The organism is Dermacoccus sp. UBA1591 (assembly GCF_002322065.1).
GTDB lineage: Bacteria > Actinomycetota > Actinomycetes > Actinomycetales > Dermatophilaceae > Dermacoccus > Dermacoccus nishinomiyaensis.
Genome location: NZ_DCNR01000002.1, coordinates 1 through 10205 on the forward strand (window position 1 = coordinate 1; position 10205 = coordinate 10205).

Annotated in this window: 11 protein-coding genes; 8 read left to right on the top strand and 3 right to left on the bottom strand. The window is 69.1% G+C overall.

Annotated elements, in window-relative coordinates; genetic code table 11:
* Positions 1-143 precede the first annotated feature (143 nt).
* Positions 144-674 carry a YceI family protein gene (locus B2284_RS00165; RefSeq protein ID WP_006943676.1) on the bottom strand — a complete coding sequence of 177 codons (531 nt, stop codon included), beginning with the start codon at positions 672-674 and terminating at the stop codon, positions 144-146.
* 191 nt (positions 675-865) lie between these two features.
* Here B2284_RS00165 and B2284_RS00170 point away from each other — a divergent pair, with 191 nt between their 5' ends.
* The 8 genes from B2284_RS00170 (at position 866) to B2284_RS00205 (ending at position 8049) form a co-directional block, all read left to right on the top strand.
* Positions 866-1336, top strand: coding sequence for a MarR family winged helix-turn-helix transcriptional regulator (locus B2284_RS00170; RefSeq protein WP_006943685.1), 471 nt, complete (start codon positions 866-868; stop codon positions 1334-1336).
* 213 nt (positions 1337-1549) lie between these two features.
* Positions 1550-2875: a glutamate-1-semialdehyde 2,1-aminomutase gene (hemL, locus tag B2284_RS00175; protein ID WP_136788520.1), complete on the top strand. Its 1326-nt coding sequence runs from the start codon at positions 1550-1552 to the stop codon at positions 2873-2875.
* Entirely contained in the window at positions 2872-3591 is a 720-nt protein-coding gene (locus B2284_RS00180; RefSeq protein ID WP_006943634.1) for a histidine phosphatase family protein, read from the top strand. The genes hemL and B2284_RS00180 overlap by 4 nt, the downstream gene beginning before the upstream one ends.
* The gene (locus B2284_RS00185; RefSeq protein WP_006943681.1) at positions 3588-4190 is read left to right on the top strand and encodes a TlpA family protein disulfide reductase; all 603 of its coding nucleotides are present in this window, start codon (positions 3588-3590) and stop codon (positions 4188-4190) included. Before B2284_RS00180 ends, B2284_RS00185 begins: the two co-directional genes overlap by 4 nt.
* Positions 4187-4945, top strand: coding sequence for a cytochrome c biogenesis CcdA family protein (locus B2284_RS00190; protein ID WP_136788521.1), 759 nt, complete (start codon positions 4187-4189; stop codon positions 4943-4945). The genes B2284_RS00185 and B2284_RS00190 overlap by 4 nt, the downstream gene beginning before the upstream one ends.
* On the top strand, positions 4945-6690 hold the full coding sequence (resB, locus tag B2284_RS00195; RefSeq protein WP_006943686.1) for a cytochrome c biogenesis protein ResB: 1746 nt from the start codon (positions 4945-4947) through the stop codon (positions 6688-6690). Before B2284_RS00190 ends, resB begins: the two co-directional genes overlap by 1 nt.
* Positions 6687-7793, top strand: a complete 1107-nt coding sequence (ccsB, locus tag B2284_RS00200) for a c-type cytochrome biogenesis protein CcsB (protein WP_349676082.1) — start codon at positions 6687-6689, stop codon at positions 7791-7793. Before resB ends, ccsB begins: the two co-directional genes overlap by 4 nt.
* Before the next feature lie 7 nt (positions 7794-7800).
* Positions 7801-8049 (top strand): DUF4229 domain-containing protein, encoded by a 249-nt coding sequence (locus B2284_RS00205; RefSeq protein WP_208065657.1) that lies wholly within the window; start codon positions 7801-7803, stop codon positions 8047-8049.
* A 171-nt stretch (positions 8050-8220) separates the two neighbouring features.
* On the opposite strand, the gene B2284_RS00210 is transcribed toward B2284_RS00205, so the two are convergent.
* Positions 8221-9105: a 1,4-dihydroxy-2-naphthoate polyprenyltransferase gene (locus B2284_RS00210; protein ID WP_208065658.1), complete on the bottom strand. Its 885-nt coding sequence runs from the start codon at positions 9103-9105 to the stop codon at positions 8221-8223.
* 44 nt (positions 9106-9149) lie between these two features.
* Positions 9150-10205 (bottom strand): AMP-binding protein (locus B2284_RS00215; protein ID WP_286697057.1); only part of this gene is annotated, 1056 nt, incomplete at its 5' end.

Below are 10205 nucleotides of genomic sequence, written 5' to 3' on the forward strand. Positions count from 1 at the left end.
CTTCGGCAGGATCCTCGCTTGACATGCGCGGTCGTCCGCGCCCGGCGCGGGTGAAGCCATCCTCGCTTCGCTGCGGTGACTCCACCCGCGCCGTGCTCGACGAACACGACGCTGCGGTCCTACCTACGCTCGCTTGATCGTCGTCAGGCCTTCGTGAACTCGAGGTCGAGGTTGATCTTGATCTTCTCGCTGATCAGGACGCCGCCACCGTCGAGGGGAGCGTTGAACGTCATGCCGAAGTCGTTGCGGTTGATCTCACCCGACGCCTCGAAACCGGCGCGCGTGGCGCCCCACGGGTCGGTCGCGACACCGTTGAAGTCGTACGAGAACGTGACGGGCTTCGTCACATCCTTGATCGTCAGGTCACCCGTGATCTCGTCGTCCGTGATCTGCGTGGCCTTGAACGTCATCGTGGGGTAGGTCTCGACGTCGAAGAAGTCGCCCGACTTGACGTGCGCATCACGGTCGGCGTTGCCCGTGTCGACCGACGCGGTCTGCACCGTGAACTCGACGCTCGAATCCGAGATCGGGTCGGCGGCGACGACCGTTGCCGAGTAGTCGGTGAACTTGCCGCGCACCTTCGTCACCATGAGGTGACGGGCGACGAACGAGATCTCCGTGTGCGCCGGGTCGATGTTCCAGGTGCCGGCGGGGAGGGTGTTGAGGGAGGCCATGACGAGCCCCTTTCCTTCAGATCGTTGATGGGCGATGCACTCACCGTAGCGGAGTGTTGTTGAATTTTAAACTACATGCCCGGGGGTGCGTATTCCATTCCACACCCCAACAGGGGGTTCGTGTGGAACTGACGCTGAACACCGGGAATACTAGGTCTGTTGAGGAATCGGTTGCAGGAGAGGCGAGTAGCGTGACGCGAGGTGGCGAGACGGCGTGGTTGAGCGAGTCCGAGCAGGCTGCGTGGCGCCACTACCTGCGCGGCGCGCGGGCGCTCGAGACGGCGCTCGATCGTGAACTGCTCGCCCACGGCATGTCGCTGGCCGAGTACGAGATCCTCTCGATGCTCTCCGAATCGGAGGGTCGGCGCCTGCGCATGAGTGCGCTCGCGACCATCGTCGTGCAGTCACGCAGTCGGCTGACGCACACCGCCAACCGCCTCGAACGGCGCGGCTGGGTCGAGCGTCAGCCCTGCCTCGACGACTCGCGCGGTGTCGAACTCGTCCTCACCGAGGACGGGCTGCAGGCCCTGCACGAGGCAGCCAAGGTGCACGTCGCGAGTGTGCGCGCCTTCATGGTCGACGTGATGCCCGCGCGTCAGTTCGCGAGCCTCGGGGATGCCATGCGCCGCGTCGGCGAGGCCGTCGAGGCCAGCGAGCGCTGACGACCGGAGCACGCCACCGCCCCGCGCACGGTGTGTCGAGGCGCCACCTGCCACGCCCGGAGCGAAGAGTATGACGGGACGTTCCCTACGACGGCGCGCACCGGCCGTCCCCGTCGCGGGTGCGACGACGCGACGCTGCTGTGGTGGGCCTCACGGGCCGTGAGGGGGCCGGCGTGGAGGGGATTGTCAGTGCGCGATGGAACAATGATGCGCATGAGCCAGAACACCTCGACGTCTCAGGCATTGCTCGATCACGCCCGCTCGGTCACCCCAGGCGGCGTCAATTCCCCGGTGCGCGCGTTCCGCGCCGTCGGCGGCACGCCGCGCTTCATCCGTGAGGCGAAGGGGCCGTGGCTGACGGATGTCGACGGCAACCGTTACGTCGACCTCATCTGCTCGTGGGGGCCGATGATCCTCGGCCACGCCGACCCGCGCGTCATGGACGCGGTGCAGCAGGCCGCGTCGCGCGGGTTCAGCTTCGGCACGCCGAGCGAGAACGAGGTGGCGCTCGCCACCGAGATCGTCAGCCGCGTCGAGCCGGTCGAGCAGGTACGCCTCGTCTCCTCCGGCACCGAGGCCACGATGTCGGCCATCCGTCTCGCCCGCGGCGCGACGCAGCGCAGCAAGATCGTCAAGTTCGCAGGGTGCTACCACGGCCACGTCGACGCGCTGCTCGCCGCCGCCGGCTCCGGCCTCGCGACGTTCGCCCTGCCCGACTCGGCCGGCGTCCCCGCCTCGAGTGCGGGAGAGACGATCGTGCTGCCGTACAACGACGTCGACGCGCTCGACGCGGCCTTCGCCGAGCACGGTGACGAGGTCGCCGCCGTCATCACCGAGGCCTCGCCGGGCAACATGGGCGTCGTGACGCCGGCGCCCGGTTTCACGAAGGCGCTGCGCGACATCACCACGAAGCACGGCGCTCTGCTCATCTCCGACGAGGTGATGACGGGCTTCCGCTGCTCCGCGGCCGGCTGGTTCGGTCACGAGGGCCAGCAGGGTGAGACGGCGCCAGATCTGTTCACGTTCGGCAAGGTCATGGGCGGCGGCTTCCCGGCTGCCGCGTTCGGTGGGCGTCGCGACCTCATGGAGCTGCTCGCACCCGACGGCCCCGTCTACCAGGCGGGCACCCTCGCCGGTAACCCGATCGCGACGGCCGCCGGCCTCGCGACGCTGCAGGCCTGCACGCCGGAGGTCTACGCGCACCTCGACCGCGTCGCACACACGATCGCCGATGCGGCCTCGAGCGAGCTGACGAAGGCCGGCGTCCCGCACCAGGTGCAGTGGGCGAGTTCGATGTTCTCGATCTTCTTCACCGACGAGGCCGTGACGAACTACGACGGCGCCAAGAAACAGGACATCCATGCCTTCGCCCGCTTCTTCGACGCGATGCTCGCCCAGGGCGTGCACCTGCCGCCGTCGTCGTTCGAGGCCTGGTTCGTCTCCGCGAGCCACGACGACGAGGCCGTCGCGCACATCGTCGAAGCGCTGCCGACCGCGGCGCGCGCCGCGGCGTCCACAGACTCGGCTGCGACACTGTGAGCATGTCCGAGCACGCCACCTCCGATCCGTCGCGGACGCCGCAGCCGTCGCCCGCCGCCGTCAGCGAGCCGCGGGTGCCCGTCACGACGCTCGTGCACCTCGTGCGCCACGGCGAGGTCCACAACCCCGAGAAGGTGTTGTACGGGCGCCTCGATGGATACCACCTCTCTGAGCTCGGGCACGAGATGGCCGAGTTGACGAGCCAGTGGTTGGCGCCACGCGACGTCACGCACCTCGTCAGCTCGCCGCTCGAGCGAGCGCAGGAGACGATGGCGCCGATCGCCGACAAGCTCGGTCTGCCCGTCACGCTCGACGAGCGTGTCATCGAGGCAGGCAACGACTTCGAGGGCATGACGGTGGGCTCGAACCCCAAGCAGCTCATGCAGCCGCGCTTCTGGCCGAAGCTCACCAACCCGTTCCGCCCCAGCTGGGGCGAGCCGTACGACGAGATCGCCGCGCGCATGGATGCGGCGATCCGTGATGCTCGTGATGCGGCATCCGGGCACGAGGCCGTCATCGTCAGCCACCAGCTGCCGGTGTGGACGGCGCGTCGTTTCGCCGAGGGCAAGCGCCTGTGGCACGACCCGCGCTCGCGCGAGTGCACGCTCGCGTCGGTGACGACGATCGAGTTCATCGACGATGAGATCACCGACGTGCGCTACACCGAACCCGCCGGCCGGTTGCTCGCCGCCTCGACGAATGCGGTGGGAGCATGAGCAGCAGCATCACCCGGCGCGCCGCCGCCGTCATCGCTGCCGGTGCTCTGACGTTCGGTGCGACGGCGTGCGGTGACGGCAAGAACGACGAGATCAGCAAGCAGGCGCAGGACCAGAAGGGCTACGTCGGCGGCGACGGAACCGTCGAGGAGCTTCCCGCAGCCAAGCGCGACAAGCCCGTCACGTTGAGTGGCAAACTGCTCGACGGCACCGACTGGAACGTGGAGCAGGCTCGCGGCAAGGTTGTCGTGCTCAACGTCTGGGGCGCCTGGTGCGGCCCGTGCGGGGCCGAGATGCCGCACCTGCAGAAGGCGTGGCAGTCGTACGAGAAGGCGGGCAAGAACGTCGTGTTCATGGGCATCGACCAGCGTGACTCGAACGCCGTCGCCAGTTCGACCCTGAAGAAGTGGGGCGTCACGTACCCGTCCCTGGCCAATGACGACGGCGCCAACCTGCAGGGCCTTCAGCGCAAGGTCTCCGCGACCCCGACGACGCTCGTGCTCGACGCGCAGGGCCGCATCGCCGCGCGTGTCAGCGGGGCGACGACGGAGACGACGGTGCGCAACATGGTCGACAAGGTGCTGGCGGAGAAGGCTTGATCGCGTTGCTCGCGGCGAGCGACTCGCCGAGACAGATCGTCGCGGACGGTGCGTTGCCGCTCGCGATGTTCTTCGCTGCCCTCGCGGGGCTCGTCTCGTTCGCCTCGCCGTGCGTGCTGCCACTCGTACCAGGCTTCCTCGCCTACGTGACCGGCCTGACCGACGAGAAGCGTCGCACCCGCATCATCCTCGGCGCGTGCCTGTTCGTCCTCGGCTTCTCCGTCGTGTTCGTCGGCCTGCAGGCCGCGCTGTCGTTCTTCGTCGACACCGTCGGCGCCCACGACACGCTGCTGCTGCGCGTCGGCGGGGTGTTCGTCATCGTCATGGGCCTGATGTTCCTCGGCGTGCTCGGCCAGCGCGGATTCACCGTGCGCTGGCGCCCGGCCGCGGGGCTGCTCGGCGCTCCGCTGCTCGGCGCCGTGTTCGCGCTCGGCATGTCGCCGTGCGTCGGGCCGGTCTACGGCGCGATCCTCGCGGCCAACACCGCACTCGGATCGAGCGGCGTCAACGGGCGCGGGTTGCTGCTCACCGCCTGCTACAGCCTGGGCATCGGCATCCCCTTCATTCTCATCGCGGCCGGCTGGAGCCGCGCCGAGCGCGCCTCGAAGTGGTTGCGCGCGCGGCATCGTCCGATCCAGCTCGTCGGCGGCGGCCTCATGATCGCCATCGGCGTGCTCATGGTGACGGGTCTGTGGAACTCGCTCATCGCCGACATCCAGACCCATCTCGTCAATCAGTTCGAACCGGTGATCTAGTGGCCAAGACGTCAGACAACCCCGAACCCGGCGCGTTCCGCGTCGACGACGCTGCTCACGGCGAGGCATCCATGGGCGGTGCGGCGCGCGACGACGTGCCCCGTGACGATGCGGCCGACGCAGACTCGACGAAGACGTCCTCGCGGGACGATCGGGCGACGGTGACGCAGCCGCGTCTCGGGTTCCTCGGCGGCCTGCGCTGGTTCTGGCGGCAGTTGACGAGCATGCGCACGGCGCTGTTCCTGTTGCTGCTCGTCGCGGTCGGGGCCGTGCCGGGCTCGATCTTCCCGCAGCACTCGATCGACGAGCAGCGTGTCACGCAGTACCGCCTCGATCATCCGGATCTGGCGCCGTGGCTCGACCGGCTCGGCATGTTCAACGTCTACAGCTCGCCGTGGTTCGCCGCCATCTACCTTCTGCTGACTGTGTCGCTCGTCGGCTGCATCATCCCGCGCGTCCGGGTGCACTACAAGGCGATGCGGCAGGGCCCGCCCGCGATGCCCCGCCGCCTCTCACGCCTTCCCGCGCACCGCGAGGTGACGCTCGAGGCGACCCCCGAGCAGGTCATCGCCGCGACGCGTACCGTCCTGCGGCGCAAGCGGTTCGCGCTGCGCAAGGGCACGGGCGAGTTCGAGGTCGCCTCCGAGGGCGGCATGCTGCGCGAGACGGGCAACCTGCTGTTCCACCTCAGCCTCATCGGCATCATCGTCTCGGTCGCGGCCGGGCACGTCTGGGGCTGGCGCGGTGACGTCATCGTCCCCGAGGGCAGCGGTTTCGCCTCGACGCCGTCGCGCTACGACACCCTGAAGCTCGGGCCGTGGGTCGATGCGGAGCAGGACATCCCCGACTGGGCGCTCAAGATGAACACGCTCAAGGTGATGTTCGAGAGCAACGTCGACCCGACGAGCAGCCAGTGGGGTCAACCGCGCGACTTCACCGCCGACGTCGACTACCGGGAGTCGGCGAACAGCGCGTGGAAGAAGGACACGATCAAGGTCAACCACCCGCTGAAGGTGGGAGGCGGCGAGGTGTACCTGCTCGGCAACGGCTACGCCCCGAAGATCACGTTCAAGGACGCGAAGGGCAACGTCCTGTATGACGAATCCACGCCGTTCCTGTCGATCGACAACAAGTACAAGTCGACCGGCGCATTCAAGATCTCGGGCGCCTCACCGAAGCAGATCGGCCTCACCGGCTTCTTCCTGCCGACGGCCTACCTCGACCCGAACCTGGGCCCGAGCTCGGCCTTCCCCGACGCCAAGGCGCCGGCGCTGTACCTCACGGCGTTCACGGGCGACCTGTACCCGAACGGTCGCCCGCAGTCGGTGTTCAGCCTCGACACCGGCACGATGACGCAGCTCAAGGACGAGAAGGGCCAGCCGGTGCGTCTGCAGCTCGCCCTCGGCCAGACGGTGCAGCTGCCGAACAACCTCGGCTCCGTGACGTTCGACGCGGCGCCACGGTGGGCGGGGCTGTCGATCCGTCACGACCCCGGCAAGGGGCCGGCCCTGCTGTTCAGCGTCCTCGCACTCGCCGGCCTCGTGCTTTCGCTGACGATCCGTCGTCGGCGCGTGTTCGTCCGCGTCCGTCCCGCTACGGATGGTGACACCGACGCGCGTACAGTGGTTGAGATCGGTGGGCTCGCCAAGGGTGAGGATCCTCGTCTCGCGCTGGCGGTCGACGACATCCTCGAACGCATCAGCCGCGCGGCGGCCCCCACCACGAAGACGACAGGTAAGGCATGATGTCCGCTTTCGCATTCATCGACGAGGCGCAAAGCACCCTCGCGCAGAACTCCACACGCGCCGTGTATGCGGCCGCGCTCGTCCTCACCCTCGCGATGCTTTCGTTCTGCGTCGATCTCGCCCAGGCACCCGGCCGTCAGGCGCGGGCCGGACGCCGAGGCGCGGCCGATGAGGCTGCCGTCGAGGCCGGCGCGGAGAGCGCGGTGGAGGCCGACGCCATGAGCGCCAAGGCCACGAGCGCCGGCGCGGCAGCGACGTCGACGGCCGGCGTCGGCGGTGCGACGGCGGTGCTCGAACGCACCCGCGAACGTCGTGACCTCGACGGCGACGGCACCCCCGACGTCCCGGCCGACGGTCACAAGCGTCAGTGGGCCGGCACCGGGATGGCGCTGACGTGGCTCGGCACTGCGTTCCTCATCGCGGGCATCGTCATGCGTTCGCTCGCCGTGCACCGCCCGCCGCTGGGCAACATGTACGAGTTCGACCTCGCCGGCACCGCGTTCCTGCTCGTGTGCTTCCTGCTGTGGAGCCTGCGCAAGGACGTGCGCTGGCTCGGCGCGTTCGTCACGCTGCCCGCGACGCTGTTCCTCATCCTCGCCGCGAAGGTGTACTACACCGAGGCGAGCAAGCTCATGCCGTCGCTGCAGTCGTACTGGCTGTCGATCCACGTGACGGTCGCGACGCTGTCGGTCGGCCTGTTCACGATCGGCTTCGTCATCACGTGCCTGTACCTCGCCCAGAAGACGCGCGAAGAGAAGGGCAAGAGCGGCGGTTTCCTGCGCTCGCTGCCCGATTCGGAGACCCTCGACCGCCTCTCCTACGGTGTGCACATCATCGCGTTCCCGCTGTGGATGTTCACCGTCCTGTGTGGCGCCATCTGGGCGCAGGAGGCCTGGGGTCACTACTGGAACTGGGATCCGAAGGAAGTCTGGTCGCTCGTCATCTTCATCGTCTACGCGGCGTACCTGCACAGCCGCGTGACGGTCGGGTGGAGCGGACGCAAGGCCGCCGCCGTCGTCCTCGTCGGCTTCGCGTGCATCCTCATCAACTACGGCGTCGTCAACGTGTTCTTCGTCGGCCAGCACTCCTACTCGGGGCTGTGATCCGCTGATGGCACCTGTCGCTCGTTACACCGTTCTGCGCATCCTCGTCTTCTTCGGCTGCCTGTGCCTGGGCTACCTGTGCGGGCTGCGCAGCTTCCTGCTGCTCATCGTCGCGGCGCTCGCGTCGACGGCGATCAGCTTCTTCGCGCTCAACCGCTTCCGTCAGGAGACGGTCGACGTCGTCGAAGATCGCGTCGAGAAGCGTCGTGCCCGTGCGCAGCAGCTGCGTGAGGCCGAGGACCTCGATGAGGACTGATCGACGCTCGATCCGCACCGGGCCCTGACGGGCCGGGCGTGCTGGTCGCGGACGAATGATGACGAAGGCCGGCCGTCCCCGAGGGGGCGGCCGGCCTTCGCGTGTGTTGCAGTTCTTGTCGTCGTCGGATTGGCGGGCGGGCAGGCGGCGGCGCGGTCGCCGTCAGGGCCGTCAGTGCATGAGGTGCGCGGCGTAGAGGCCGCCGCCGAGGAGCAGGCCGTAGAGCAGCTGGTAGCGGCCGGTGCCGGCGAGGGCCGGCACGAGGTCGCGGCCCGTGGCGCCGCGCATGACGCGCAGCGCCGGCGGGATCGCGGCGATGAGGGCGACGAAGCCCGCCGCAGCGGCGACGTGGAACAGCGTGCACACCGCGACGGCGGCGACGGACACGGCGATGAGCAGGGCGTAGAACGCGCGGGTGGCCTTGTCGCCGAGCCGCACTGCGAGGGTGTGCTTGCCGGCTTCGACGTCCGTCGGGATGTCGCGCAGGTTGTTCGTCACGAGGATCGCGCAGGCGATCGCGCCCACGCCGATGCTGCCCGCCCACGCGGACGGCGACAGCGTGTGGGCCTGCGTGTACGTCGTGCCGAGTACCGCGACGAGGCCGAAGAAGACGAAGACGAAGACCTCACCGAGCCCCATGTAGCCGTACGGGCGCTTGCCGCCGGTGTAGAACCAGGCCGCGAGGATGGCGGCGACGCCGACGAGCAGCAGCCACGGCGTGTTCGACAGCGTGATGAGCGCGAGGCCGACGAACGCGGCGACGAAGAAGCACCCGAACGCGGCGAGCTTGACGTTGCCCGGGTTCGCAAGGCCTTGACCGACCAGGCGCACCGGGCCGACGCGGTCCTCGTCGGTGCCGCGGATGCCGTCGGAGTAGTCGTTGGCGTAGTTGACGCCGATCTGGAGGAACAGCGCGACGATGAGCGCGAGCAGCGCATAGCCGGGGTTCGCCTTCTCCATCGCGTAGGCCGCGCCCGTTCCGACGAGGACGGGGGCGATGGCGGCGGGCAGCGTGCGGGGGCGCGCGCCCTCGACCCATTGGTTCAGGGTGGCCATGTGCGGGATGTTCTCCAGGTCGTGTGGGCCGGGGCTCCGGCGATCTAGCGGGGGTCTCGTAGATTGTGCCACTCGGGCGAGCAGGCGATGAGCGCGCGATCGGGCTTGCCGACGCCCGTCAGCGGGATCGTCTCGAGCACGCGAGCCATGGCCGGGACGGCGTACGGCGGCAACGCCTTTCGGCACTCACCCATGAGACGCGCGAGGACGTCATCGGTTGCCTCGCTACGTTCGGTCGTGACGACAGCCACAGCGACGCTCTGCCCCCAGCGCTCGTGCGGGCGGGCGACGACGACGGCGTCACGGATGCCGTCGACACCGCGGACGACCTCCTCGACGACGCGCGGACTCACCTTGTACCCGCCGGTGTTGATGACGTCGTCGATGCGCCCCTCGATGTGCAACGCGCCGTCGAAGCGTCCGAGGTCGTCGGTGAGGAACAGCGTCGCCTCGCCGGGTGTCGCCTCGCTGCGTCGGCGCTCTGACGGGCCGGTGGGGGCAGATTCGCGGGACGCGTCGCCGTCGGGAGCGGAGTCGACGGGCGATGAGTCGATCGTGGGCCTGGCGAGAGTTCGCGCGGCGACGAACGTCGCGGCCGATCGCTCGGCGTCGCCGAGGTAGCCACTCGCCAGCGTCGGGCCGGACAGGGCGATGCGACCGAGGCCTTCGTCGTCAGCGTCGAGGACGTGGACGCCGACGCCCGCGAGGGGGACGCCGTCGTAGACGCAGCCGCCGGCCGTCTCGCTCGAACCGTACGTCGTCACGATGGCGAGCCCGGCGTCGCGGGCGCGCGACTGCAGGTCGGGGGGCGTCGCGGCGCCCCCGACGAGGATACTGCGGTAGCGCCGTGCCGCCTCGAGAGCGCGCACGCCGACGGGGTCGTCGCGCTCGGCGGCGTCGAGGACGTCACGCAGCTGCGTCGGGACGAGGCTCGTGTGGATGGGGGAGAAGGGCGGAGCGTTGCGGGCGACGAGCGTCGTGGCCCTGGTGAACTGCTCGAGCGACCAGGCGTCCATGACGATCGGTGTCGTGCCCGCGATGAGTGAGCGCACGATGACCTGCGTGCCCGCGATGTGTTGCGGCGGCAGCGGCAGCAACCA

Bases quoted from the DNA above. Each gene is read 5' to 3' on its own strand.
- B2284_RS00165 (WP_006943676.1), bottom strand. From the start codon at position 674: ATGGCCTCCCTCAACACCCTCCCCGCCGGCACCTGGAACATCGACCCG.
- B2284_RS00185 (WP_006943681.1), top strand. From the start codon at position 3,588: ATGAGCAGCAGCATCACCCGGCGCGCCGCCGCCGTCATCGCTGCCGGT.
- ccsB (WP_349676082.1), top strand. From the start codon at position 6,687: ATGATGTCCGCTTTCGCATTCATCGACGAGGCGCAAAGCACCCTCGCG.
- B2284_RS00205 (WP_208065657.1), top strand. From the start codon at position 7,801: ATGGCACCTGTCGCTCGTTACACCGTTCTGCGCATCCTCGTCTTCTTC.
- B2284_RS00210 (WP_208065658.1), bottom strand. From the start codon at position 9,105: ATGGCCACCCTGAACCAATGGGTCGAGGGCGCGCGCCCCCGCACGCTG.
- hemL (WP_136788520.1), top strand. From the start codon at position 1,550: ATGAGCCAGAACACCTCGACGTCTCAGGCATTGCTCGATCACGCCCGC.